This is a genomic window from Bartonella sp. CR127HXZ, from assembly GCF_042194555.1.
GTDB classification, from domain to species: domain Bacteria; phylum Pseudomonadota; class Alphaproteobacteria; order Rhizobiales; family Rhizobiaceae; genus Bartonella; species Bartonella grahamii.
On record NZ_JBHIMZ010000013.1, the window covers coordinates 30955 to 53952 of the forward strand.

A 22998-nucleotide genomic window follows, 5' to 3' on the forward strand; every position below is an offset into this window, starting at 1 on the left:
AATGTAAAGTAAAAAAAGAAGCAGAAGTAAAGAGAGAATGGCGCGTTTACCAGCAAGACTTTTAAGTGGTTACCAAAATTTTATAAACAATCATTTTTTATATAAAATAGCACATTATCAGCAATTGGTGATTGAAGGGCAGAAACCTGAAGTTTTGGTCATTGCTTGTTGTGATTCGCGTGCAGTGCCAGAAATGATTTTTGATGCTAAGCCAGGGGAAATCTTCACTTTGCGCAACGTGGCAAATGTGGTTCCTCCTTTTTCTCCTGATGATCAATATCACGCAACATCAGCAGCTCTTGAATATGCTGTGCAATTGCTCGAGGTGAAACATATTGTCGTTTTTGGTCATGCCCATTGTGGAGGCATTCGTACTGCTCTTAAAGAGACATGTAAATCTTTATCATCAAATGATTTTATTGGTCAATGGATAAGTCTCTTAGCACCAGCAGCAGAAATCGTTTTGAATAATAAGTCGCTGTCTTGGCCAGAAAAACAGACGGCATTAGAGCAGCTTTCTATTCGCCATTCGTTGAGAAATTTAGAGACGTTTCCGTGGATAAAGCTTCGCAAAGATCAAGGTTTTTTGACATTACACGGGGTTTGGTTTGATATCTCTAGCGGGAAATTATGGAGTATGGAACAGGAAACAGGTTGTTTTATGCGTGTTGAAGTTGAAAGTTTTGAAGTATAGTATTTGCTGTTTTTATTTCTTCGTATAAAAAGACATTTTATGATAAAACTTGACAAAGCTGGGGTTTTATTGTTTGAAGGAGCAAGCTTTCAGTGACAAAATTAACTTGGAGCCACCGACTGAGACCCCAGTTTAAGGGTATAAAGAGATCTCAGAGGTCAACATCCGACGGCGCGATGCGTTCTCGGATGCTATTTTGGTTTGTTTGTTATGCAACAATGAGGTAAATGATGTTTGAATCCTTGCAAGAGCGACTTGGTTCTATCCTGTCTCATTTGACGGGACGTGGCGCTTTATCGGATCAGGATGTTGTAGAGGCGCTGCGTGAAATTCGTCGCGCTTTATTGGAAGCTGATGTTGCTCTTGATGTTGTACGCTCTTTTACCGATAGGGTTCGGGAAAAAGCCGTTGGGGCCGAAATCGTTAAATCAATTAAACCAGGCCAGATGGTGGTTAAAATTGTTCATGATGAATTGGTTCATATTCTTGGAAATGAAAGCGTTCTGAGTGATTTAAATGCACCAGCTCCAGTTGTTATCATGATGATTGGTTTGCAAGGTTCCGGAAAAACAACTACAACAGCAAAGCTTGCGAAACGGTTCACTGATAAGCACAATAAAAAAGTTCTTATGGCGTCATTAGATACACGTCGTCCCGCTGCACAGGAGCAGTTGCGCCAATTGGGAGAACAGGCGAAACTTGCAAGCTTGCCTATTATTGCGGGACAGCTGCCCGTTGATATTGCATCACGTGCCGTGCAGGCTGCTAAATTGGGTGGTTATGACGTGCTTCTTCTTGACACAGCAGGACGTAATCATATTGATGAAGCTTTGATGCTCGAATTGGCTGAAATTAAAGCATGTTCCCTTCCTCATGAAATTATGTTGGTGGCTGATAGTTTGACAGGGCAAGATGCCGTTCATCTTGCTCGTTCTTTTGATGAGCGTGTAGGGATTACAGGGATTATTTTAACACGTATGGATAGTGATGGGCGTGGTGGTGCTGCTCTTTCTATGCGTGCGGTTACAGGTAAACCAATTAAAGCAATTGGAACTGGTGAAAAAATAGATGCTTTAGAAGAGTTTCATCCCAGCCGTATTGCTGATCGTATTCTCGGAATGGGGGATATTGTTTCTTTGGTTGAAAAAGCTGCTGAAACAATGGATCATGAGAAAGCTGCTGCTTTTGCAAAAAAAATGCAAGCCGGAAAATTTGATCTGAATGATCTTGCAGAACAGTTGCAGAAAATGAAAAAACTGGGTGGAATGGGCGGTATTATGGGCATGTTGCCAGGAATGGGGAAGGTCAAAGAGCAGATTGCGGCCGCGGGGCTTGATGATCGTTTGTTTGATCGTCAATTGGCCATTATTTCATCTATGACACCGCAAGAGCGGGCGAATCCAGAGCTTTTAAAACATAGCCGCAAACAACGAATTGCTAAGGGATCTGGTACAACGGCAGCTGATATTAATAAACTTTTGAAAATGTATCGCCAAATGGCTGATATGATGAAAGCTATGGGTGGTAAAGGAAAAAGTGGTTTTATGGGAAAAATGTTGGGAGGACTTGGTTCCAAAATGGGTTTTGGTGGTATGGGAAATTTGGGGGGGGATTCTCCAGCTATGCCTGATTTGTCGGGATTGGATCTAAAGCAATTCTCAACACTTCAAAAGCAAATTGAAAATGGTAATGGAGGGAAGCTCTTGCCCGGACTTCCCAAGCGTGGACCTACATTTCCTGGTCTTTCCAATGACATTGCTGATAGGGGAAAATTTCCTCAGCATCCTAAGAAAAAATAAGATGTAAAGAGGGAAAGGAATATGATGCAGGAAACAGTATTAAACGAATTGGCACATTTACGAGCATCTATTGATAATTTTGATGCAACTTTGATTCATATCTTAGCAGAGCGTTTTCGTTGTACGAAAGCTGTTGGGCGCTTAAAAGCGCGTTATGATTTGCCTAAAGTAGATCCTCTGCGTGAGCAATATCAGGTAGAGCGTTTGCGGCAATTGGCTATAGATAGTCATCTTGATCCTGATTTTGCTGAAAGATTTTTAAAATTTATTATTAAAGAAGTTGTGCGTCATCATGAAGTTATTGCTGAAGAGCAAAAAACAAAAAAAGTTAATTTAAACGAAAGCCAGAACTGACAATAGGAGATAAAATATGGCATTGAAAATTCGTTTGTCCCGTGGAGGTTCAAAAAAACGTCCTTACTATCATATCGTCGTTGCAGATGTTCGTAGTCCGCGCGATGGGCGGTTTCTTGAACGTGTTGGTGCATGGGATCCAATGTTGCCTAAAGATGGACCGAGGGTAAAACTTAATGAAGAACGTATCCAATATTGGCTTGGACAAGGGGCTCAACCAACAGATCGCGTTTTACGGTTTTTAGATGCAGCTGGCTTGAAAAAGCGTCCAACCCGTAATAATCCACATAAAGGTGAACCGGGTAAAAAAGCACAAGAACGTATAGCAGCGGCAAAGCAAGCGGCAGAAGAAGCAGCGGCAGCGGCTGAAGCAGAATCTGCTTCAGCATGAGAAGCATGATTGTTTAATCAACGTGTCTTTAAAAGCTTTAGAAAAATAAATATTATCCGTTTTTGTCTATCAAAAACGGATTTTCTTTAAAAAGCTGCTTGTTTAAACAGCGCTGGTTTTTTAAAAATCAATGGTTTTAAAAGTCAATAGCGCGGCCTTTAATTTCCCAGTCTCCATAGCGGGAAGGGTCTTTTCCGCCGCGTCCGCCGTTTTCTAAAGGTTGTTCTTTTTTTGCTGCGCTTTTTCGCCTTTCTTCAGCTTCTTTAAGGGCGCGTTGTGCTGCGGGAGAAAGAGATTGCTGTTTAACGACAGTTGCATTTTTTTTGCTTGTATTCTCATCTTTTTTATTCATTTTACACCTATTCCATTGAAGAAGCAGAAAGAAAACACCATCATATAATATTGATTGACTTTTATCATGGAGTTTTTTGAGTAATGAATATAATGCGTACAGCCATGCTTTTGGCTTTTTTAACTGCTCTCTTTATGGGAGTTGGTTATCTTGTTGGAGGGGGCGGTGGCATGGTCATTGCTCTTTTGATGGCAAGTGGTTTAAACTTTTTTTCTTATTGGAATTCGGATAAAATCGTTTTACGCATGTACGGGGCGCGTGAAGTTGATCAGCATTCAGCACCAGTTTATTATAAGATTGTAAGCGATTTAGCGCAAAGGGCTTCTCTTCCTCAACCAAAGGTTTGTGTTATTGAGAATGCACAGCCAAATGCTTTTGCGACGGGACGTAATCCGCAAAATGCTGCTGTTGCTGCAAGTACTGGATTGTTAGAGCGGTTGAGTTCAGAGGAAATTGCCGGCGTTATGGCGCATGAGCTCGCACACATTGAGCATCGTGATACCTTAACAATGACTCTAACAGCAACGATTGCAGGGGCAATTTCAATGCTTGGTAATTTTGCTTTCTTTATGGGAGGACCGCGTAACTCTTCAGAAGATTCTCATGGCGCTGGGGCAATTGGAGGATTTATTGCACTGCTTGTGGCACCTTTTGCAGCGATGCTGGTGCAAATGGCGATTAGTCGTACGCGTGAATATGCTGCGGATCGGAGAGGGGCTGAAATATGTGGTAATCCTTTATGGTTGGCTTCGGCATTGCGTAAGATTGCTGATGGGGGACGTGGAGTATATAATGAAGAAGCAGAGCATAATCCAGCAACTGCGCATCTGTTTATTATTAATCCTTTGAGCGGTGAGGGAGCGGATAGTCTTTTTTCTACACATCCAGCAACTGCAAATCGTATTGCTGCTCTTTATCAGCAAGCAGAAGAGATGAAAGGGGCTCTTGCCAAAAGTGTGGGATGGAATAAAGAAGACACTATACATGAAAAAAGCAACGGGATGAACTATGGAGATTTTCATAGTGGTCAGGCTCATGCATTAGGTGAGCAAGAAAACAGTTCTTTTCAGCGTGTTACAAAACGTCCTTCTTGGCTTCGTTATGAAAATTCAAAAAGATCTCGTTCATAGAGTTATTGAGGGAGTTTTTAAGGAAACAGTGATATAAAGGTGGTGTTTTGAAACACAAAAAAGCGGGGCATGTGTCTGAAAAAAATGTTCCAGGATTAGCTGTTCGGCAGGTGTGTGTGCGTCTTTTGGGGGCGGTAGTTGATAAGCACACGCCTTTGTCTGGTTTGACGGATAATGAACACGGACATCCACAATATTTAAAGCTTTCACAACGAGATCGTTTGTTATGTCGGGCTATTTTAACAGCTTCATTGCGTCATCGAGGGCAGATTACGGCAGCTCTCTCACGCCTTTTAGCGCGTCCTTTGCCTTCACAAGCACTTTCACTCCAGCATCTTTTGCATATCAGTGTTGCACAAATTCTTTATCTTGATATTCCAGATCATGCGGCTATTGATTTAGCTGTGCGTGTGGCGAAACTTGACCCTCGAATGCGCCGTTTTTCAGGGGTGGTGAATGCTCTTTTACGCAATATTGCACGTGAGGCGGTGTCTTTACGCCAACAAATTCCTTCCATTGAAGGTGTGCCAGCGTGGTTTAGACAGCTTTTAATGTCAGCTTATGGAACAGAAAAGGCGCATCAGATTATAGCAATTCAAAGTGTGGAACCCCCTTTTGATTTGACAGTGAAATCTGATAGTGTTGGATGGGCTGAAAGGCTTGGTGGTGTGGTGTTGCCCAATGGTTCTGTTCGATTGAATCGTCTGGAGTGTTCTGTTTCTGATTTACCAGGCTATAGTGAAGGAACTTGGTGGGTTCAAGATTTTGCTGCAGCGTTGCCTGCTTGTTTATTAGGAACACTTCGGGGTAAACGAGTTGCTGACCTTTGTGCGAGCCCTGGGGGAAAAACAGCACAATTGGCTTTACAAGGAGCGCAGGTGACAGCAATTGAGCTTTCTGCTAACCGCGTAAAGCGTTTAAAAGAAAATATGGAACGGCTTCATTTTTCAGTTCACATTTGGCAGGGCGATGTGAGAAATTTCCATCCCACACAGCTTTTTGATGCGGTTCTTCTCGATGCTCCTTGTTCTTCTACTGGAACGATCCGTCGTCATCCAGATATTTTATGGACGAAATCGAGGGATGATATTGTCAAGTTAGCGGCGTTGCAAAATGATTTACTTGTCGCAGCAATTTCCTTGGTAAAGGTGGGGGGACGGATTATTTTTTCCAATTGTTCATTGGCAAGAGAAGAAGGTGAAGATCTTATTGAAAAAATTTTATCGACACGCAATGACATTGTTTTAGAACCTATTTATCCAGAGGAAATGGGAGCACTGGCACATTTGCTTTGTGGGGGGATGTTACGTACAACGCCTGCGGATTTTTGTCATAAAAATTTTGATGCTGAGAAAACCGCATTTTTAGGAATGGATGGTTTTTTTGCTGCACGCTTACGAAAAATTGCTTAATTAACGCTTCATTTACAAAAATGGTCGAAATTGTATTTGAATCAGCATAAATGGAGATGAAATTTTGGCGGTTGCGGTAAAAGCTCCTCAGGTAAAAGTGGCAGCCTGTATCGATACGATACAGAATGTTATGCGGCGTTTATGGGTTGGACCATTGTTTCGTTGGCGGTTTTCAGGGTTTCGTCCTCATAAAATTTTAGCGCATCCCATGGATTTGCATGTGGCTGATCCTATGATGGCGCATGAATTTTATCATGGTCGTTTTGCTTTTGCTGGTCACATTGTTCATTCTGGTGCTGTTTCGCCGTTTGCATTGGTTCCACCAACGCTAGAATGGGAAGCAGCTCTACATGATTTTCATTGGTTGCGCCATATGGAGGCAGCAGGAAGTGATTTAGCTTCTGCACACGCACGTTCTCTTTTAGAAGATTGGTTTGACCATGCTGGCAAGAAGGTAAAAGGGCTTGCTTGGAGTGGTCCTGTTGTGGCGCGGCGCTTGATTTCATGGATTTGTCACTCGAAAATGTTGTTAGAAGGAGCAAGTGAGCGGTTTGAAAAACGCTTTTTACGTGCGCTTGGTTTGCAATTTCGTTATTTGCGCGTAACAATTTGCAGTATGGAGCATGATGACCGACGTTTACAAGCAGCAGCGGCTTTGACGTTCGCATCTCTTGCTTTGCCTGTTTCTGTGGCAGTGAAAAAAAAGGTACAAACCACACTTATAAAAGAGCTTTCCCGTCAAATCCTAGTTGATGGTGGGCATATTTCTCGTAGTCCTGTTATTTTGCTGAATTTGTTATCGGATTTATTGTCGTTACGGCATCTTTTTATGCGTAGCAATGAAACAGCACCACGTATTTTGATTGATTCTGTTGAGCGTATGTTGCCAGCTTTACGATTCTTTATCCATGAGGATCAAACGTTGGCTCATTTTAATGGGGTTGGTCCCCTTGTGTCGGAACGGTTATCGTCCCTTTTGGAGCTTGATGAAACAGGAGGGCATCCTTTTAGTTATGCCCGTTATTCAGGATTTCAGCGCTTAAAAGCCAATCAAACAACAGTGCTTGCAGATACAGGAAAGTTTCCACCCCGCTTTGTAGCACAGCAGGCTTGTTCGGGATGTTTGTCTTTTGAAATGTCTTCACAAGGGCACCGTTTTATTATCAATACTGGTGTTAATCCTGATGGTCGGGAAGATTATCGACATTTAGGGCGTGTTACTGCAGCACATTCAACAGCTACGCTTAATGATTGTTCAGTGGGTGCTTTTTATCAGAAAAAGAAAAATGGCGCGCCATTTTTGTTTGATGGACCAACGGATGTTCAAGTGCGCCGTATAGAGGATTCAGAGAAGACGGGTTTTATTGCGAGTCATAATGGTTATGTGCGACCCTTTAATCTTATTCATGAGCGTGGTCTTATTTTGGCAACAAATGGAGATATGATCGAAGGTTTTGATCGCTTTTTTATGCCAAATAAAGGGGGAAAGAGACACAAGAGTGTGCAAAATGAACAAGATCATGTTGCTGTTCGGTTTCATCTTCATCCACAAGTTGAAGTTAACTATGATGGCAAACGTGTGTGTTTAGCTGTAAAGAACGAGAACGTGAAGAGCGAACAAGTATGGTATTTGGTATCGCCTGACGCAGATATTTGTCTTGAAGATTCGATTGATTTTGCAGAATTAACAGGTCCACAGCGGACACAACAGATTGTTTTATATTTTCGTCCTGCATTTCAGGAAAAAGTTCGTTGGCGTTTTATCCGTAAAGCGTTTGATAAAAAATCAGAACATTATTCCAACCCATAGTATATTGCGTTTTATCTTCGTGTCGCAAAACATCATCGTTTATTGTGGTAATATTCTCAAAATTTGAAGATCATATAAATTTTATACATGAAGCATTTTATTAGAGTATAGGTTGGATGTTTTTAGGCAAGGTTTGCTCATAGAATCTCATGAGGTGATGCTAAGAGGGATTGGCTCTCGAAAAAAGAGTTTTTGATAGACCATTGTTGACAGATGAGTACTGGTTAAGGATCTTCATTCTTTAAAGATGTGGAGAGAAAATAAAGCTGTTGCTTATCTTCTATAAGTTCTTAAGTGTGCTGTTGGGATTAATATTTATCTCTGAGAGAGTTGCATTAATAGGGTTACGCTCCCTCACGAAAAACAGAGCGCTATTTATTGCATATTCACGGACGTATATTAAAGAAAAATCCCTTAATACTTCCAAGCCTATTTCGTGATGATGTCTGTGATGGGTATAACGGTAAATCCATGAAGCACCCCATCTTTACGCAAGGAGCAATTTAGCACCATCACACTATTTATTAGTGCCCAATTTTTGTAACAGCTCTTGGCACTAGAGATGATTCATAAGAGGCATTTTTAGCCTTTTCTTAATAGTTTTTATCCACACAGGATCCCCCGCTTGTAACGTGCAAGCGAATGGTTTTTGTATTCAACATACATAGATTTTAAATGGGAGAATCTTACGGTATTCGGGGTTCTAATTCAATATGAATAACGCTAAATTATCATTATAAATCAAATGTTTTACATCATAGAAGCACTGAGAATTCAAGAAACAACACATAGCAACGCCCGAGAAAAACAACCCTTCTGCTCTTTGTTATTATAAATGAAGTCATAATAACAAGCCACAAAATGCACGTTTTTTCACAGCAAAGCACTCTCTCAAATGCTTCAAACAACGTTTATAAAGATTTACGCGAATAACGTCGTGCAATCAAATTAATATCACCGCGACAAATTCCAAGATCGCTGAGTTCATATGTTGAAAGACACCTTAATGCATTAACGGTTCGACGATAACGGCGCCAATTACTATAAAAACGTAGAATATTCATATCCTCTACTCAAACTTTTCATTTCACTCTTTGGTTTAAGAATAGAGCATATTACTAAAAAGAGTTGTGTTATAATATCATAACAGGTATGCATCTACATACAAGATAATATCCCTTTAACATTTTGCTCATGTGAAAGGGAAGCCATTAAAGTATTAACAACAACGATATCTTATCCCTAAATAATGGTTAAATTATGTGCATTTTCTGTGGTGATAAACGTCTTCACAAGTAGATTCTTTGGATTGAATAACTGCTTCCATTTCAATAGTGATCAATAGTCATACGATGATTATGAAAAATTCCTTGAAACATTTGTCTCATATAATAGAGAGAATCAGCAAAATTATTAATGGCGGAAGTGTCGTGTTCCTGTGAAAACCATCGCTAAACCCTGTGCATCAGCAGCCGTGATAACTTCTTCATCACGCATGGAGCCTCCTGGTTGAATAACTGCTGTTGCTCCTGCTTCAGCTGCTGCTAATAAACCATCTGCAAAAGGAAAAAATGCATCTGATGCAACAACCGATCCTTTTGTGAGAGTTTCTGTTAAGCCTGCTCTTTGCGCACTTTCTGCTGCTTTACTTGCAGCAATTTTTGCTGAATCGATGCGGCTCATTTGTCCGGCTCCAATTCCAACTGTTGCGCTATTTTTCGCGTACACAATAGCATTTGATTTAACGTGTTTTGCTACACGAAAAGCAAATTGAAGATCACGCATTTCATCTTGAGTTGGTGCCCGCTTTGTCACTACTTGCAATTTAAGATCATCAACCACTACGTTATCACGCGATTGCACTAAAATGCCTCCTGCAAGTGTTTTCGCAAGAAGTCCTCCACAGCGTGGATCAGGAACTCCACCTGTAATGAGCAAACGAAGATTTTTTTTCTTGGCAATAATTTCACGTGCCGCCATTGTGGCATCAGGAGCAATAATCACTTCTGTGAAAATTTTAACAATCTCTTCAGCACATTCCTCATCAAGGGTTTGATTTAAAGCAACAATTCCACCAAATGCCGATACATTATCACACATAAGAGCTTTCAAATAAGCTTCTTTCAAATTTTCTCCTTCCGCAACACCACAAGGATTGGCATGTTTAATAAGAGCGACAGCAGCGGTTTTTTGCGGATCAAATTCTGCCACAAGCTCAAAGGCTGCATCTGTATCATTCAGATTGTTATAAGAAAGCGCTTTGCCTTGTAAAAGTTTTGCTGTTGCAATACCAAAACGTTTTTCATTATTGCGATAAAATGCTGCCTGTTGATGTGGATTTTCCCCATAGCGCATAACACTCTCAAGATGACCAGAAAAACTCTGCCACGATGGAATTTCAATTTTTAAATCCCGTGCAAACCACGATGCTATTGCCGTATCATAAGCGGCGGTGTGTGCATAAGCGCGCATTGCTAGCTGATGACGCATAGATAAGCTTAAACATCCATTATGCTGCTTTAATTCAGCTAGAATCGAATCATAATCTTTTATCGTTGTTACAACACCAGTATAAGCATAATTTTTTGCCGCGGCGCGAATCATCGCCGGTCCACCGATATCAATATTTTCAAGAATCGTTTGCCCATCGGCTCCCGATAGGATCGTCTCTTCAAAAGGATAAAGATTCACCACCAAAAGATCAATTCCATGAATGCTGTTCTTTTCCATAGCTTCCCTATGGCTAGGATCTTCTCTTACCCCTAACAAAGCACCATGAATCAAAGGATGGAGTGTTTTTACACGCCCATCCATTATCTCAGGAAATCCGGTAACTTCAGCAACATCTTTTACGGGTAAACCAGCTGCTATGAGGGTTTTGGCTGTTCCCCCTGTTGAAATCAATTCAACATTGTAAGTAGCATGAAGGGCTTGTGCAAAAGCAACCACACCCGTTTTATCAGACACAGAAAAGAGAACACGACGAACCCGATGAAGATCAGGTATGGGAAAATTTTTGGCAACAACACCCATAACAGAAGCCTTAAAAATGAAAGAGTTAAAATTCTAGTAAAACACGCTTATAGATTTATAGCATAAGCCTTTAGCAAAATACACTGAAAGGATAAACTGTCTTTTTAGAATATGGGATGCCTCACCTTTTTTATTATCCTGTAAAAACACTCTCATTTGAGGTGTTGTGGTAGGTGTAAAAGTCTCATTGAGACATTAAATGTTTTTTTGTTGCTTATAACTCAATATTTCATCTTCATAGCAGTTTTGAAACAAAAAACGCATCCGTATGTTCTCTGCTATATTAGCTTTTATGCTAGATGAAGGCGAAAGTATTGCGTATATCAATTGGAGTAATCTCTGAAATGGGAAACAACCTAACGAAGCAAGAATATAAAATTATAAAGGCAAAAATGAGTGCTCATCTTTCCTATCATTTTTAAATTTGGCTGTATGTTTTTCAAAAGCGTTTATGATAATGTTTTAGAGTGAATTTTTTTAAGAGTGGAGATAATGCATTGCTTCACATTTTTGTGCATTACAATTTTTAATGAATTAACCTGTTAAAGCCCTCGTTTTATGATGGTTTTTTGAAGAGTATCGCGTAAATCCTTTGTGGATGGTATAAAGTCCATTGTATGCCTATGATCTTTATTTAACAAAGGCGCAAGTTAGTAGATTCTGTTATCTTTATCAGTTTTCAAGATTCTAAAAATTTTTGTTACTTGAGATGGAAGAGGTCTTTTTTTAGTTTTTTTGCCGTAGCAGAAAAAGAAAAGCTCCTAATACACCAGCAGCTAAAATAAACCACGTGATTGCATAAACGAGATGATTATTTCGAAAATGGATAATCGTAAGACCAACGACAGGAAGGTTTGCTTGTGGAGATGTTTTGCTGGCATCAATGAAATAAGGGGCAACAGTGGACAAACCAAGTTTTTGTGCCATAGCAGGGAGATCGCGCGTATACCATAAATTCTTGTCCGGATTATTTTTACGCGGGAAAAATCCATTTTTTTCACTCATGCGTAATAAACCTATAATTGTTGTTTGTTCTGTGTCTGTGGTAGAATTTTGCTGAGATGAGGCATTTGTATGCGATTGCTCTGAGTTTTGAAAATTGTTACGTTCATCCATAGGGATAAAGCCACGGTTGATAAAGATCAGTGTATTATCAGCAGTTTGTAAAGGGGTCAAAACCCAATAGCCTGTAGTATTTTGAGCGGCAGCAGTGACTAAAATATTTTTATCTGTTAAAAATTTTCCTGTGGTAACAACAGGTTGATATTCGTTTTTTTCAAAAGTAACATCTGACCATTGATTTTTTGGGGGGGCTTTTATGGGGGGCAAATGAATGCGCTGATTGGCACTGGTGATGAGATTTGTTTTCCAGTTTAACCGTTGTACTTGCCATATACCTAATGCACTGAAGAGAAGAAAAAAACAAATACATAAAGTCCCAAACAAAAAAGAAGAAAAACGGCAAGAATCTTCTTGAAGCTTTGTCATGGGGGGCTCTTTTTTGTTCATGATTTATGCTTCCTTTCGGGACAATAAGTTTTCATTCTAACATGGTATGTATTTAAAAAAAACATTTTGTACGCTTTTTGGTGGAATTTGCACGCCTTGTTGAGGAAAAAGATGAAGAATGAGCTAGTAAGATATGAAAAAGGTTTTATAAAAGACTTGACCTTTTGTTGTCGACCCCCTATTAGAAAGAGACTTCCTAATGATGCCCGTTCAAGGTTGCATTGTGCGTGTTTTGCGTTCATTGTGTCCTTTGGGTATGGGGATTTGAAAGTTTCTTAGAGTTTAAGGGTGAAGTTTATGTCTCGTGCATGTGAATTGACAGGGAAGACGGTTCTGTATGGTAATAATGTTAGCCATGCGAATAATAAGACTCGGCGTCGTTTTTTACCAAATCTTTGCAATGTGACATTGATTTCAGAAGTGTTACAGCAAAGTTACCGCTTGCGCATTTCAGCAAGTGCGTTGCGTTCTGTTGAGCATCGTGGTGGCCTTGATGGTTTTTTGGTCAAAGCAGATGATAAAGAGTTGTCGCAACGTGCGCGTTTGCTAAAACGACAAATCATTAAGAAAAAAGCTGAGCAAGAAGGTGAGCAAAAGGCTGAACAAGCAGCGTAATTGTTAGCGCCATTCTTTTTGGTTTATTGACGCTTTTATTCCGGTTTTCTGTTCTAGAAGTTAAGTTTTTTCAGGTTGATCGTTTAATTTTATTGGTTCCGTATCATAGGTTAAAAAAATGCCCTCAAGCAGTCCTTTACGAGAACAGCAAAAGAAGAGGTACATTGTTTTTTCTATTTTAGCAATGTGCCTTGCTGTCACTGCTTCTAATATTTTTGTTCAATATCCTGTCTACTGGTTTGATTTAAATGAGCTGTTGACTTATGGGGCTTTTACCTATCCATTTGCTTTTCTGATCAATGATTTGACCAATCGTTTTTATGGTCCATCTGCTGCGCGGCGTGTGGTTTATGCTGGTTTTTTTGCGGGTGTCTTTGTTTCTTGGATATTGGCGACACCACGGCTTGCACTTGCTTCTAGTTTTGCATTTTTATTTGGGCAACTCATTGATATTGTTGTTTTTACTCCTTTGCGACGTAAAACATGGTGGAAAGCACCTTTAGCAGCAGCGTTGGTTGGTTCGGCTTTGGATACAGTACTGTTTTTTGCTCTTGCTTTTTCTAGCTCTTTTACTGTTCTTGATAAGATAACAGGCTATGCTGATAGTTCACTGGTGGAGAGTACTGTTTTGGGAGGGGTAGGCATGCCAGTTTGGCTCTCGCTTGCTTTTGGTGATTTTTCGGTAAAAATTGTTATGAGCCTGTTTATGTTGATTCCCTATGGAACAATTCTTAATATTGTAAAGCTTCCTCTTTATCAAAGTCATTCAAAGGATGATTCTTCTTTTGTTTGTAACAAATAATGATCTTTGTCCTTTTGTTTTGCTAAAGAAGAAAAGGTTGTGCGTTATGTCTTCTAAGAATAGAATTTGAGTGGATTCAAAAAAGGGATTTTGCTTCTTTTCTCAAGTTGTATTTATCCATACATCATCTATGCTTATGATGTGTAAGGAGATATTTTTGACTGATTCAGTATGAGATAAGAGCATCTTATCAGTATTAAAAACAGGTAATAAAGCTCTTATGAAGGCCAAAAAATGTCTTGTTAAGAATTGTGATGTCTTACTTATGATTATTTGAGCTATAAGAAACTTGGTTCTTATATAGGAAAAAACATTTCGATATACATTTGGGTAGTATATAAATAGAAAAATAAATACCAATGGTATCAAGTCCTTTTTGACAGTTTTAAAATTTGGCTATACTGCTATTTATCATTATTTTAGTAACAAATGTTTGTGCAGATATGTTAATGAATTTACAATTCGTTATAATGCGATCTCTGTAGAATTTGGCAAACGCTTCAAGTATTTATTTTAGATAATTGTAGGTTAGAAAATGGGATACTTGGAGCTGATAATATGAACAAAATGATAAATCAAAGAGATCATACAAAGGCTTTATTGGATAATTTGGTATTAACTTCCTCGAAAAAACAGAGAGAGACTAGGGAGTTGCCTATTGTAAAATCACCTCTTCGTTATCCGGGAGGGAAAAGTCGTGCTGTTCCTATGATTATTAATAACTATATAAGGAAACAAAAAACTTTATGTTCTTCTTTTGTAGGAGGAGGGGCAATTGAATTAACCTTAGCAAAAAGAGGAACAAAGGTTTATGCTTATGATGCTTTTAAGCCGCTTGTTATTTTTTGGCAGATGCTTTAGAGAGATGCTTTAGCTCTTGCAGAAAAAGTGAGAGAATATGAAGATATGACTCCCGTAATGTTTTATAATCTCCAAAAAACTTTTGGGAATATTAAAAATCAATTAGAAATTGCTGTCGTTTTTTCTTACTCTTAATCGCTCTTCTTTTTCAGGAACAACACTTTCTGGCGGTATGTCTCCAAGACATCTTCGATTCAATTATCGTTCTATTGAACGGCTTAAAGATTTTAAGATTGAAAATTTCACAGTGGAACATAGAGATTTTACAGAAAGTATTCCTAAACACTTTAACGATTTTCTTTATTGTGATCCTCCATATCTTATTAATCAAAAACTTTATGGTCAAAAAGGCGATAAACATAATTCTTTTGATCATCAATCTCTTGCTGAACTTTTAAGAAAGCATCACAGATGGGTTTTATCTTATAATGATTGTGTGGAAGTTAGAGAACTTTATAAAGGACATACAATACTTAACCCTGAATGGACTGACGGTATGGGAAACAATAAAAAATCAAATGAACTCGTAACTTTAAGTAAGGATCTTTAGGAAATTGCATGAATCAGGTAGAAAATGGAAAAGCCTTTGAATATGCTTTGGCTATGGGTTTTAAAAAAGCAACAAAGGCTTCTATAGAGTTTAACTCGTCCTTTCAAATAGTCGAGTCTTTTTATAATTTATTTAATGATACTGAAAAAGGCTTTTAAATCTTGCTTCTATTGAAGCAGTTGTTTTCTTACAGTTACATGATAAAAATATTAGAAACACGAAAACTATTGTTCTTCAGGAAGATTTTGTTGGGATCAAAGGAGATGTCCGTGATATTATTTTAAAAGTTCCTGAAAATCACATTGGTATTTCTGCAAAACATAATCATAGCGCTATCAAACATCCTCACCTTTCCGGTAAAATAGATTTTGGTAAAGAATAGACAGGTTACCCCCTGTAGCAGCCTTTATTTCAATGAAGTTAGACCTATTTTTGATTATTTAGCAGAGCTCAGAGATAAGAAGATGTTTTTTAGATATATAGAGGATAAAGACAGCAGAGTTTATCTTCCAATCCTGGAAGCTTTTTCTAAAGAACTTTAAAGGCTTTGTTTAGATTATCAAGATAAATTTGTGAAGCTATTGTTTTAGTATGTTATAGGTTCTTATGATTTTTATAAGATTATGATAGATACAAGATCTAAACAAAAACGGGTTATTATTCAGTCTTTTAATTTAAATGGCACTCTGGGATATGATCGTAAATGGAAAATTCCAAGCAAAATTTTATCAGTTGCACTAAAACCAGAAAGTAAAAACAAACTCATTATAATTTTTGAAGATGGTTAGAGCATTTCTTTTAGAATTCATAATGCATCCAGTAAAGTAGAAACTTCTTTAAAGTTTGATGTTCAATTTGTGGAATTATCTTCCCAGGTTGTTAGTCATCAAATTCCGATGGTTTAATGATAGAAATAATTTTTTAAGATGTAACTGTTGGCTGTTTCAAGTTAGGTTTATTTCTTATGAATATGAGGCATTTTATCACTAAAAAGTATTTCTAATTGTTTTGTTATGGCGTCGGCGAGTTCTTCAGCATTCATAATTGTTACAGCACGCTGATAATAACGTGTGACATCATGACCAATTCCAATGGCAATGAGTTCGATGGGGGAATGTGTTTGAATTTCTTGAATCACTGCGCGTAAGTGTTTTTCTAGATAATTGCTGGCGTTGACCGATAGTGTCGAATCATCAACAGGAGCACCATCAGAAATGACCATGAGGATGCGACGTTGTTCACGCCGCGATAAAAGGCGTTGATGAGCCCAAATTAAAGCTTCTCCGTCGATATTTTCTTTTAATAATCCTTCTTGCATCATCAAACCTAAATTGCGTCGTGCGCGACGCCATGGGGTATCAGCACTTTTATAGATGATATGGCATAAATCATTAAGGCGTCCAGGATTATGGAGTTTGTTTTGGGTAAGCCATTGTTCGCGCGATTTTCCTCCTTTCCAAGTTTTAGTGGTAAAACCTAAAATTTCAACTTTGACACCACAACGTTCAAGAGTTTGTGCCAAAATATCAGCACAACTTGCGGCAACGCTAATGGGGCGTCCGCGCATTGAGCCCGAATTATCAATGAGGAGTGAAACAACCGTGTCCCGAAATTGGGTGTTGCTTTCCATTTTAAAAGAAAGGGGTTGCATGGGGTCAATAATTAGACGTGGAAGCCGTGCTGTATCAAGATATCCTTCTTCAAGGTCAAAGTTCCAGTTGCGATTTTGTTGCGCCATCAAGCGGCGCTGGAGACGGTTTGCTAAACGTCCAACGATGTTTTGAAGATGATTGATTTGCTTATCAAGATAACGGCGTAAGTGATCTAACTCGTTTTCAGAACAAAAATCTGTTGCTTCCAAAATTTCATCAAATTGATGGGTGAAGATTTTATAATTGCCAAGTCTTTCCATTTGTTCCGAATCGGAAAAAAGGTGTTTGGGTCTGCTCGGCTTTTCTTGCCAAGGTCCATTTTTTTGCTCGCCGTCAGCTTGATCATTGTTGTTTGATTGTGTCGCTTGTGTTTTTCCGTCGTCTTGCACATCACTTTCTTGTTCAGTGCTGGTTTGTTCTTCACTTTGAGCGTGTTTTTTGTTTTTACTCTCTTCTTCTGCTTGGTCTTGAGGTGCACATTCGTTTTTTAATTTTTTATTGTTTTTACTGTTAGAAGCTTCAGCTTGTTGCACTGTCATTTTGAGTGTAACAAGCATTTGGCGAACAATCTGCGCAAAAGCTTGTTGGTTGTAAATATGATGTGGGAGCTCATTGAGTTCTGCCGCTGCTTTTTGTTCGAGTTCTTGACGCCACAATTCTAAGACAGGACCTGCTTCTCTTGGAGCTGTGCGCTTTGTTACTTTTTCACGTAATAAAAGTGCAATCGCTTCTTGGATGGGGGCTTCACTTTGGTTGCTAATTTTATCATAATGGGCTCTTTTGTATTTATCGGCGAGCATGATATCAAGATTTTTTGCAAGTCCCTCCATGGCTAAAGTGCCAATTGCTTCAACACGTGTTTGTTCGAGGGCATCAAAGACAGCACGTGCTTCTGATTCTAGTGGAGCAAATTGCATGTGAATACGGTTATCATGCCATGCTTTGCGTAGAGCCATGGAATCACCTAATCCGCGAGTAATGGTGATGTCTTTATTCGTTGCGTATTGAGGTAATTCTGGTAAACGTGCACAACTTTCGCTTAAAGATGGTCGGTTATGACTGAAGGAAACTTCAAGGTTGTTTGTGCCTGCAATTGCACGCATACAGGTGGAAAGTGCTTTTTTAAAAGCTTCAGCATTAAGAGTGTTGTTGGAAGAGTCCTTTACCGGATTTTTGTTGTCGCCAATATTGGTAGCCATGAGTGACAAATTCCTTAAGGCGAAACACCATGAATGAGTGATTCGGGAAGCTCTTGTCCAAAGGCGCGTTGATAAAATTCTGCAACAGTGGCACGTTCGAGTTCATCACATTTATTGAGAAAGGTTAATCGGAAGGCAAAGCCGACATCTTGAAAAATTGTTGTATTTTCTGCCCAAGTAATAACGGTACGTGGACTCATGACAGTTGAAAGATCTCCATTGATAAAAGATTGGCGTACCATATCAGCAACATAAACCATTTGTGAAATTGTCTTTTTCCCCTCAGCCGTTTGAAAAGATTTGACCTTTGAACAAATGATATCAACCTCTTTATCATGGGGTAAATAATTGAGTATCGTAACAATAGACCAGCGGTCCATTTGAGCTTGATTGATCTGTTGGGTACCATGATAGAGACCGGTTGTATCACCAAGACCAATGGTGTTTGCTGTTGCAAAAAGACGAAAGGCTGGATGTGGAGAGATGACACGGCTTTGATCAAGTAAGCTTAGTTTTCCAGAAGTTTCAAGAACGCGTTGGATGACAAACATAACATCGGGACGCCCCGCGTCATATTCGTCGAAAACAAGAGCAATATTATTTTGATAAGCCCATGGCAAAATGCCTTCTTTAAATTCAGTGATTTGTAAACCATCTTTTAAAACGATAGCGTCTTTTCCTACAAGATCGATACGACTTACATGACTATCGAGATTAATGCGAAGACAAGGCCAGTTGAGACGTGCGGCAATTTGTTCAATATGCGTTGATTTCCCTGTACCGTGATAGCCAGAAACCATTACACGACGGTTAAAGGTAAAACCTGCGAGAATCGCTAAAGTTGTTTGCTGATCAAAAAGATAATCAGGATCGATATCAGGAACATGGGAACTTTTTTTGCTAAAAGCAGGGATTTCCATATCTGTTTCAATATGAAATAGATCGCGAGCACAAAGTGTAATATCGGGCAAATTTTCAACGGTAAGATTTGTCATTGTGTTTTTAGAAGGGAGGGACGCTATTTATTCATTAGAAAACGATACAAGAGTTAGAGCATTTATGCAATGCTCTATAATGAAAGCCTTAGATGTGAAGGAAGATTTTTACGTATTCTATAATGTTTTGCAAAAAAATAATATCTTGCGCAAATAATGATGGTCTAAATGAAAATAGGCTCATATAAGTACATGTTTTTAGCACAAACCAGATTTTTTTAGCAAATTATAAGCATGTAAAACATCACGAAAGCGCTCTTCTGAAGCACGATTACCACCATTGGAATCAGGATGGTGCTTTTTTACCAACTCTTTATATTTCATTTTGATGTCTTCTGCTGAAGCGTTTGCCTGTAGTCCCAGTGTATCAAAAGCTTTTGCTTCTAAGGGCTTTAATTTTCGTGAGAAATTATTGGTTGAATGCCGCTCAGTAAAAAGCGTGAAGGGATCGCGCATGCGATTTTGATAGGCAGCTGTTCCAGAGCGAATCTTTGCATAATTAGCGGCTGTTTTTTTCGATGTACCATTGCTCAGATCTGTAGGCCATGTCGGACGATGTCCTGTGAGAGCATCCTTTTGAAATTTTGCGATATCTTTATTGCTAAGACCAGAGAAGTAATTAAAATTTTTATTATAGGCGCGTACGTGTTCAATACAAAAATATAAATATTGTCCTTCGTGATTTCGACCTGCTGGTGCTTTATGGGACCCTGTTTTTTCACAACCTTCCCACTGACACTGTTGCGCTTCTGGCTCAGCTTTTTGTTTTTTATTTGAGCTTATGCGAATTGAATCGAATAATTTAGATGTTATTGTCATACTCTTGGTTTATGCAAAATTGATTAATTTTACAAGAATTGACTTTTGAAAAATTTGTTTTCACACTTATTTTATTATGAAAAAGGTGTATTTTTGCACGTTCATTTTGTTTGAGGAATGAAAAATGTTTATAGAAACAATAATCAAGAGAAAGCTTCAGGATGCTTTTCATCCGCAAAAGCTTGAAGTGATTAACGAAAGTCATCTTCATGAGGGGCATCCTCACAATGAACATGCTTTTGATGGTAAAGGAGAAACACATTTTCGAGTGAAAATTTTATCTTCTTCTTTTTCCAATATGACACGCGTAGAAATACATCGAGCGATTTATAAAGTTTTACAAAAAGAGTTAGCTACTTGTGTCCATGCCTTGGCACTTGAGGTTGAAACACTCTAATTTTTTTGATGAGACGTTTTTTAGGAACGGGGATGGGCCTTTTGATAAATTTCTAACAAATGGTCTGTATCGACATGGGTATAGATTTGTGTGGTGGAAAGACTAGCGTGCCCAAGAAGTTCTTGAATCGTGCGTAAATCTCCTCCCCGTGATAAAAGATGGGTGGCAAAAGAATGGCGCAGTGTGTGAGGCGTTGCAGTTTCTGGTAAACCAAGGCTTGCTCGTAAGTTGCGTACAGTTTTCTGAATAATGGCGGGCTGTAGGGGGCCGCCTCGTGCCCCGCGAAATATGGGTTGGTTATCCACTAAAGGATATGGGCAACATTTGAGATAATTTTGTACAGCTTCGTAAACAATTTTGATGAGAGGAACAAGGCGTGTTTTGCCGCCTTTTCCTGTTATAAATAAACTTGTTTTTTCAGGATCAGAAAATTGTTCTGGTGTGAGGCTTAAGGCTTCTGATATTCGCATTCCACAGCCATAGAGAAGCATGAGGACAGCCGCATTACGAGCGCTAATCCAAGGTTCATTTTCTAGCTGGTTTTCTTGTTTGACTATGTGAAGTGCTGATTTGATCGCTAAAGGTTTTGGGAGTGATTTTGGGTGTTTGGGGCTTCGGATAAGTTGAGCCGCGGGAACATTGACGATTCCTTCACGTGATAGGTACTTGAAAAAAGAACGTATGCCTGCCACTCCGCGGCTTAAAGAGCGAGCACTTACATTGTTTGTACGCCGATAAGCAAGATAAGCACGCAAGTCACTGATGCGTAAATGAGCAAGATCTGTAAGGGTTGGTGTATGGCTTAAGTGTTGACAGAGAAAAGACAAAAATTGCCGCGTATCACGTTCATAGGCTTGCACTGTTTGTGCTGACATACGACGTGTTTGGACGAGACACTCTAACCAATTTTTCCTTGCGTTTAAAATTGCATGGTCTGCTGGAATGAGAGGAATATTTTTATCTTTTCTCTTGTCGTTTTTGATAGGCATTATCTAGTTGAGAGTTTCTTTCTTTTTAGATTTTTCATCGTTAGAATGACCATTCTTGTTTTGGGGTTGCTCTTCACGATTGATAAGTTGCTTTTCACCTTTGAGAGAGAGTATTTTTAAGAGATTGTGCGTTGACATCAAATGCGCAAAAATTAATCCTAAAAAGCCATTTTTATGAAGCTTGGCAAGTTGGCTTGCTGATAATTTATTCAATTTTTCTTCATCAACAACCCAAAAATGTTCCAATTGCGCTGAGAGTCCTTTATCGTTTTTCACATTGATAGATTTCTGGCTTAGAAGATCCATTTCCACAAGAGCATCAATAAACTCAGAGGTTTTCTCCATAGCGATTTTAAAACTTTCAAGAAAACGAATACGTTCTTCCATAAAAGGAGAAATAGAGCCGTCGGAATTAAAAAGTTCTGTTCCTGCAACTTCATTAAACATACCTGACTGTTGATCAAAGCAAACAGAAAGTTCTTTTTCATTGCTAATTTGTGCTAGAACAAAAGGATAGCGACGGACAAAAGCAGGGACATAAGTATTGGTTTTCCAACTTTTATCAGAAGCGATATAGTCATTTTCGTCATTAGAAAGACCTACAAGAGCCGCGGATGTGTAGTGCCGTTTTTTTTGTTCATCTTCGGCGCACATAAATAAAATGGGATAGTCTAGTGCTGCTTGAAAATATTCAGTACTTGCTAAAGGAACCCAGTGAGTATCCTTGGCAAAAGACATATCACTTGGAGGAGCAAATTTTAGATTTTTATGGGAAACTTTGTTGATTGGTGTGATATCTTTGTAAAATAGCATAATATTTGCCATAAGACTTTCTCCTTTATTAATTTGTTTTTTGTTACCAAGAAAGTTCTTTTAGAAGATTGTCTCATATGGCAACAAGATTGAATAGAAAACTATAAGATTAAAGGGTTCATTTTTGAGAGATAATATTTTTGCATGAAGTATAATAAAGAAAAGCTTAAAAATAAAGTCTATCTTGCCATTATTGGTATGCCTCATGGTATAAAAGGAGATGTTTTTGTTAAAATTCTAAGTGCTGAGCCACAGCGTTTCAAGTCCTACAGCACTCTTTATGATGATATGGGGCGTTCTTATGAAATTGTAACTCTTCGTATACAAAAAAATAAGGCGATTGTACGTTTTAGAGGGGTAGAAAATCGTAATGTTGCTGAGTCTTTAAAAGGTATTCGCCTTTATGTGATGCGTAATCAATTAATTGATGATCTGGATGAGGATGAGTTTTATCAAGTTGATTTAATAGGCTTGCGTGTTCAAGATTTTGGGGGAAAAGTCGTGGGTGAAGTGTGTGGTTTCTTTAATTTCGGGGCTGGTGATTTGCTTGAAATACGTTTGAATACGGGTAAAAGAGTTCTTATTCCCTTTAGTAAGGTGGCGGTACCAGAAATTTGTATGGATTCTGGTTTTCTTGTTGTTGATCCCATGGCAGCTGGTTTAAGTGATGGGGGAGACAATGATAAAAAGGAAATAGCTTGAATCTAAAAATAAAGATGAAGGGAAAAATAACTGATGAATTTCGTCAATAAAAAGTGGAGAGTGTGGAAATATTAAAAATGTACTTTTGAGTAGATATTGTAAACACTTTATCTTGAGATA

General features: G+C 38.8%; 25 protein-coding genes and 1 pseudogene. 17 read left to right on the forward strand and 9 right to left on the reverse strand.

Features of this window, described 5'->3' with window-relative positions; genetic code table 11:
• Window positions 1-37: 37 nt before the first annotated feature.
• The 4 genes from ACFIKY_RS07520 to rpsP all read left to right on the forward strand — a co-directional run bounded on the left by ACFIKY_RS07520 (window position 38) and on the right by rpsP (window position 3238).
• Complete coding sequence (locus ACFIKY_RS07520) at window positions 38-694, forward strand: carbonic anhydrase (RefSeq protein ID WP_375635309.1); 657 nt, start codon at window positions 38-40, stop codon at window positions 692-694.
• Between the two features lie 230 nt (window positions 695-924).
• Window positions 925-2493, forward strand: coding sequence for a signal recognition particle protein (gene ffh / locus ACFIKY_RS07525; RefSeq protein ID WP_375635463.1), 1569 nt, complete (start codon window positions 925-927; stop codon window positions 2491-2493).
• A gap of 24 nt (window positions 2494-2517) precedes the next feature.
• Window positions 2518-2847: a chorismate mutase gene (locus ACFIKY_RS07530; protein ID WP_375661620.1), complete on the forward strand. Its 330-nt coding sequence runs from the start codon at window positions 2518-2520 to the stop codon at window positions 2845-2847.
• 16 nt (window positions 2848-2863) lie between these two features.
• On the forward strand, window positions 2864-3238 hold the full coding sequence (gene rpsP / locus ACFIKY_RS07535) for a 30S ribosomal protein S16 (protein WP_273787601.1): 375 nt from the start codon (window positions 2864-2866) through the stop codon (window positions 3236-3238).
• A 136-nt stretch (window positions 3239-3374) separates the two neighbouring features.
• Here the strand turns inward: rpsP and ACFIKY_RS07540 are convergent, their stop codons facing one another.
• Window positions 3375-3590: a DUF1674 domain-containing protein gene (locus ACFIKY_RS07540; protein WP_015857055.1), complete on the reverse strand. Its 216-nt coding sequence runs from the start codon at window positions 3588-3590 to the stop codon at window positions 3375-3377.
• An 83-nt stretch (window positions 3591-3673) separates the two neighbouring features.
• Between ACFIKY_RS07540 and htpX the strand changes: the two genes are divergently transcribed.
• The 3 genes from htpX (at window position 3674) to ACFIKY_RS07555 (ending at window position 7942) form a co-directional block, all read left to right on the forward strand.
• Window positions 3674-4720 (forward strand): zinc metalloprotease HtpX, encoded by a 1047-nt coding sequence (htpX, locus tag ACFIKY_RS07545; RefSeq protein WP_375661611.1) that lies wholly within the window; start codon window positions 3674-3676, stop codon window positions 4718-4720.
• Window positions 4721-4767: 47 nt separating this feature from the next.
• Complete coding sequence (locus tag ACFIKY_RS07550) at window positions 4768-6132, forward strand: RsmB/NOP family class I SAM-dependent RNA methyltransferase (protein WP_375628103.1); 1365 nt, start codon at window positions 4768-4770, stop codon at window positions 6130-6132.
• A 64-nt stretch (window positions 6133-6196) separates the two neighbouring features.
• Window positions 6197-7942: a heparinase II/III family protein gene (locus tag ACFIKY_RS07555; RefSeq protein ID WP_375661612.1), complete on the forward strand. Its 1746-nt coding sequence runs from the start codon at window positions 6197-6199 to the stop codon at window positions 7940-7942.
• Window positions 7943-8853: 911 nt separating this feature from the next.
• Here ACFIKY_RS07555 and ACFIKY_RS07560 read toward each other — a convergent pair.
• From ACFIKY_RS07560 to ACFIKY_RS07570, 3 genes are all read right to left on the reverse strand, one after another.
• Window positions 8854-9006 (reverse strand): DUF1127 domain-containing protein, encoded by a 153-nt coding sequence (locus ACFIKY_RS07560; RefSeq protein WP_375635308.1) that lies wholly within the window; start codon window positions 9004-9006, stop codon window positions 8854-8856.
• A 349-nt stretch (window positions 9007-9355) separates the two neighbouring features.
• A complete protein-coding gene (gene purH, locus ACFIKY_RS07565; protein ID WP_375644321.1) occupies window positions 9356-10975 on the reverse strand; it encodes a bifunctional phosphoribosylaminoimidazolecarboxamide formyltransferase/IMP cyclohydrolase in 1620 nt (539 codons plus the stop codon).
• Between the two features lie 726 nt (window positions 10976-11701).
• Entirely contained in the window at window positions 11702-12484 is a 783-nt protein-coding gene (locus ACFIKY_RS07570; RefSeq protein WP_375661613.1) for an SURF1 family protein, read from the reverse strand.
• 297 nt (window positions 12485-12781) lie between these two features.
• Between ACFIKY_RS07570 and rpmB the strand changes: the two genes are divergently transcribed.
• The 8 genes and pseudogenes from rpmB (at window position 12782) to ACFIKY_RS07610 (ending at window position 16217) form a co-directional block, all read left to right on the forward strand.
• Window positions 12782-13099 carry a 50S ribosomal protein L28 gene (gene rpmB, locus ACFIKY_RS07575; protein WP_273787609.1) on the forward strand — a complete coding sequence of 106 codons (318 nt, stop codon included), beginning with the start codon at window positions 12782-12784 and terminating at the stop codon, window positions 13097-13099.
• Between the two features lie 118 nt (window positions 13100-13217).
• Window positions 13218-13901, forward strand: coding sequence for a VUT family protein (locus ACFIKY_RS07580; protein ID WP_375635305.1), 684 nt, complete (start codon window positions 13218-13220; stop codon window positions 13899-13901).
• A gap of 349 nt (window positions 13902-14250) precedes the next feature.
• Window positions 14251-14418 (forward strand): transposase, encoded by a 168-nt coding sequence (locus ACFIKY_RS07585; RefSeq protein WP_375661621.1) that lies wholly within the window; start codon window positions 14251-14253, stop codon window positions 14416-14418.
• 41 nt (window positions 14419-14459) lie between these two features.
• Window positions 14460-14762 carry a DNA adenine methylase gene (locus ACFIKY_RS07590; protein ID WP_375635304.1) on the forward strand — a complete coding sequence of 101 codons (303 nt, stop codon included), beginning with the start codon at window positions 14460-14462 and terminating at the stop codon, window positions 14760-14762.
• Between the two features lie 109 nt (window positions 14763-14871).
• The gene (locus ACFIKY_RS07595; protein ID WP_375661614.1) at window positions 14872-15312 is read left to right on the forward strand and encodes a DNA adenine methylase; all 441 of its coding nucleotides are present in this window, start codon (window positions 14872-14874) and stop codon (window positions 15310-15312) included.
• 8 nt (window positions 15313-15320) lie between these two features.
• On the forward strand, window positions 15321-15470 hold the full coding sequence (locus ACFIKY_RS07600; protein WP_375635302.1) for a hypothetical protein: 150 nt from the start codon (window positions 15321-15323) through the stop codon (window positions 15468-15470).
• Window positions 15471-15520: 50 nt separating this feature from the next.
• Window positions 15521-15694, forward strand: a complete 174-nt coding sequence (locus ACFIKY_RS07605; RefSeq protein ID WP_375661622.1) for a HaeIII family restriction endonuclease — start codon at window positions 15521-15523, stop codon at window positions 15692-15694.
• A pseudogene (locus ACFIKY_RS07610) lies at window positions 15681-16217 on the forward strand (HaeIII family restriction endonuclease). The gene ACFIKY_RS07605 and the pseudogene ACFIKY_RS07610 overlap by 14 nt, the downstream one beginning before the upstream one ends.
• A 50-nt stretch (window positions 16218-16267) precedes the next feature.
• Here ACFIKY_RS07610 and cobT read toward each other — a convergent pair.
• The 3 genes from cobT to ACFIKY_RS07625 form a co-directional block, all read right to left on the reverse strand.
• Complete coding sequence (gene cobT / locus ACFIKY_RS07615) at window positions 16268-18163, reverse strand: cobaltochelatase subunit CobT (RefSeq protein WP_375635301.1); 1896 nt, start codon at window positions 18161-18163, stop codon at window positions 16268-16270.
• A 14-nt stretch (window positions 18164-18177) separates the two neighbouring features.
• A complete protein-coding gene (gene cobS, locus ACFIKY_RS07620) occupies window positions 18178-19158 on the reverse strand; it encodes a cobaltochelatase subunit CobS (protein ID WP_375646893.1) in 981 nt (326 codons plus the stop codon).
• 198 nt (window positions 19159-19356) lie between these two features.
• The gene (locus ACFIKY_RS07625) at window positions 19357-19977 is read right to left on the reverse strand and encodes a J domain-containing protein (protein ID WP_375635299.1); all 621 of its coding nucleotides are present in this window, start codon (window positions 19975-19977) and stop codon (window positions 19357-19359) included.
• 124 nt (window positions 19978-20101) lie between these two features.
• Here ACFIKY_RS07625 and ACFIKY_RS07630 point away from each other — a divergent pair, with 124 nt between their 5' ends.
• On the forward strand, window positions 20102-20374 hold the full coding sequence (locus ACFIKY_RS07630) for a BolA family protein (protein ID WP_375635298.1): 273 nt from the start codon (window positions 20102-20104) through the stop codon (window positions 20372-20374).
• A 20-nt stretch (window positions 20375-20394) separates the two neighbouring features.
• On the opposite strand, the gene ACFIKY_RS07635 is transcribed toward ACFIKY_RS07630, so the two are convergent.
• Both ACFIKY_RS07635 and ACFIKY_RS07640 read right to left on the reverse strand, forming a co-directional pair.
• On the reverse strand, window positions 20395-21363 hold the full coding sequence (locus ACFIKY_RS07635) for a tyrosine recombinase XerC (RefSeq protein WP_375655521.1): 969 nt from the start codon (window positions 21361-21363) through the stop codon (window positions 20395-20397).
• A gap of 3 nt (window positions 21364-21366) precedes the next feature.
• Window positions 21367-22188 (reverse strand): SapC family protein, encoded by an 822-nt coding sequence (locus ACFIKY_RS07640; protein ID WP_015857041.1) that lies wholly within the window; start codon window positions 22186-22188, stop codon window positions 21367-21369.
• Between the two features lie 132 nt (window positions 22189-22320).
• Between ACFIKY_RS07640 and rimM the strand changes: the two genes are divergently transcribed.
• A complete protein-coding gene (rimM, locus tag ACFIKY_RS07645) occupies window positions 22321-22878 on the forward strand; it encodes a ribosome maturation factor RimM (protein ID WP_375635296.1) in 558 nt (185 codons plus the stop codon).
• Window positions 22879-22998: the final 120 nt, after the last annotated feature.

Excerpts from the sequence above, each read along its gene's own strand:
- ACFIKY_RS07520 (WP_375635309.1), top strand. The coding sequence starts at position 38 with ATGGCGCGTTTACCAGCAAGACTTTTAAGTGGTTACCAAAATTTTATA.
- ACFIKY_RS07580 (WP_375635305.1), top strand. The coding sequence starts at position 13,218 with ATGCCCTCAAGCAGTCCTTTACGAGAACAGCAAAAGAAGAGGTACATT.
- ACFIKY_RS07570 (WP_375661613.1), bottom strand. The coding sequence starts at position 12,484 with ATGAACAAAAAAGAGCCCCCCATGACAAAGCTTCAAGAAGATTCTTGC.
- cobS (WP_375646893.1), bottom strand. The coding sequence starts at position 19,158 with ATGACAAATCTTACCGTTGAAAATTTGCCCGATATTACACTTTGTGCT.
- purH (WP_375644321.1), bottom strand. The coding sequence starts at position 10,975 with ATGGGTGTTGTTGCCAAAAATTTTCCCATACCTGATCTTCATCGGGTT.
- ACFIKY_RS07590 (WP_375635304.1), top strand. The coding sequence starts at position 14,460 with ATGAACAAAATGATAAATCAAAGAGATCATACAAAGGCTTTATTGGAT.
- ffh (WP_375635463.1), top strand. The coding sequence starts at position 925 with ATGTTTGAATCCTTGCAAGAGCGACTTGGTTCTATCCTGTCTCATTTG.
- cobT (WP_375635301.1), bottom strand. The coding sequence starts at position 18,163 with ATGGCTACCAATATTGGCGACAACAAAAATCCGGTAAAGGACTCTTCC.
- ACFIKY_RS07625 (WP_375635299.1), bottom strand. The coding sequence starts at position 19,977 with ATGACAATAACATCTAAATTATTCGATTCAATTCGCATAAGCTCAAAT.
- ACFIKY_RS07540 (WP_015857055.1), bottom strand. The coding sequence starts at position 3,590 with ATGAATAAAAAAGATGAGAATACAAGCAAAAAAAATGCAACTGTCGTT.
- rimM (WP_375635296.1), top strand. The coding sequence starts at position 22,321 with ATGAAGTATAATAAAGAAAAGCTTAAAAATAAAGTCTATCTTGCCATT.
- ACFIKY_RS07560 (WP_375635308.1), bottom strand. The coding sequence starts at position 9,006 with ATGAATATTCTACGTTTTTATAGTAATTGGCGCCGTTATCGTCGAACC.
- htpX (WP_375661611.1), top strand. The coding sequence starts at position 3,674 with ATGAATATAATGCGTACAGCCATGCTTTTGGCTTTTTTAACTGCTCTC.
- ACFIKY_RS07630 (WP_375635298.1), top strand. The coding sequence starts at position 20,102 with ATGTTTATAGAAACAATAATCAAGAGAAAGCTTCAGGATGCTTTTCAT.
- ACFIKY_RS07530 (WP_375661620.1), top strand. The coding sequence starts at position 2,518 with ATGCAGGAAACAGTATTAAACGAATTGGCACATTTACGAGCATCTATT.
- rpsP (WP_273787601.1), top strand. The coding sequence starts at position 2,864 with ATGGCATTGAAAATTCGTTTGTCCCGTGGAGGTTCAAAAAAACGTCCT.
- ACFIKY_RS07640 (WP_015857041.1), bottom strand. The coding sequence starts at position 22,188 with ATGGCAAATATTATGCTATTTTACAAAGATATCACACCAATCAACAAA.
- rpmB (WP_273787609.1), top strand. The coding sequence starts at position 12,782 with ATGTCTCGTGCATGTGAATTGACAGGGAAGACGGTTCTGTATGGTAAT.
- ACFIKY_RS07635 (WP_375655521.1), bottom strand. The coding sequence starts at position 21,363 with ATGCCTATCAAAAACGACAAGAGAAAAGATAAAAATATTCCTCTCATT.
- ACFIKY_RS07600 (WP_375635302.1), top strand. The coding sequence starts at position 15,321 with ATGAATCAGGTAGAAAATGGAAAAGCCTTTGAATATGCTTTGGCTATG.